This window comes from Mycobacterium tilburgii, from assembly GCF_902168065.1.
Classification (GTDB): Bacteria; Actinomycetota; Actinomycetes; order Mycobacteriales; family Mycobacteriaceae; genus Mycobacterium; species Mycobacterium tilburgii.
The window spans coordinates 1-668 of the sequence record NZ_LR655779.1 but is presented as its reverse complement, the minus strand read 5'-3'; the positions used below and the strand labels follow the sequence as shown (position 1 = coordinate 668).

1 protein-coding gene is annotated in these 668 nt (G+C 68.7%); it reads left to right on the top strand.

Annotated elements, in window-relative coordinates; all coding sequences use genetic code 11:
* A partial coding sequence (locus FQ389_RS17545) for a non-ribosomal peptide synthetase (protein WP_144209927.1) occupies positions 1-668 on the top strand: 668 nt, incomplete at both ends.

Here is a 668-nt window from a genome sequence, read left to right as displayed (position 1 = left end):
TTCGTCCTGGACCGTTGGCTGAAGCCGGTCCCGCCCGGCGTGGTGGGCGAGCTGTACGCCGCCGGCGCCGGGGTGGCCGTCGGCTACATGCACCGACCCGGGTTGAGCGCATCGCGGTTCGTGGCGTGCCCGTTTGGGCAGCCGGGGGATCGGATGTATCGCACCGGTGACCTGGTTTCGTGGGGCGATGACGGACAGCTGCTGTACATGGGCCGTGTCGACGAGCAGGTCAAGATCCGTGGCTACCGCATCGAGCTCGGCGAAGTTCAGGCGGCGCTGGCCGCGCTGGACGGCGTCAAGCAGGCGGCCGTGATCGTCCGTGAGGACCGGCCCGGCGACAAGCGGCTGGTCGGGTATGTCACCGGCACCGTCGACGTGGACCCGACCCAGCTGCGCAGCGCGCTCGCGGAGCGGTTGCCAGCGTACATGGTCCCGGCGGCGATCGTCGTGCTCAACACGCTGCCGCTGACCGTCAACGGCAAACTCGACAAACGCGCCCTGCCTGCACCCGAATACCAGAACGCTGTGCGCTATACCCCGCCGTCGGACGCGGTCGAGGAGGTCCTGGCCGACATCTACGCCCAGGTGCTCGGGGTCGAACGGGTCGGTGTCGACGACTCGTTCTTCGACCTCGGCGGCGACAGCATTCTGTCGATGCAGGTGGTCGC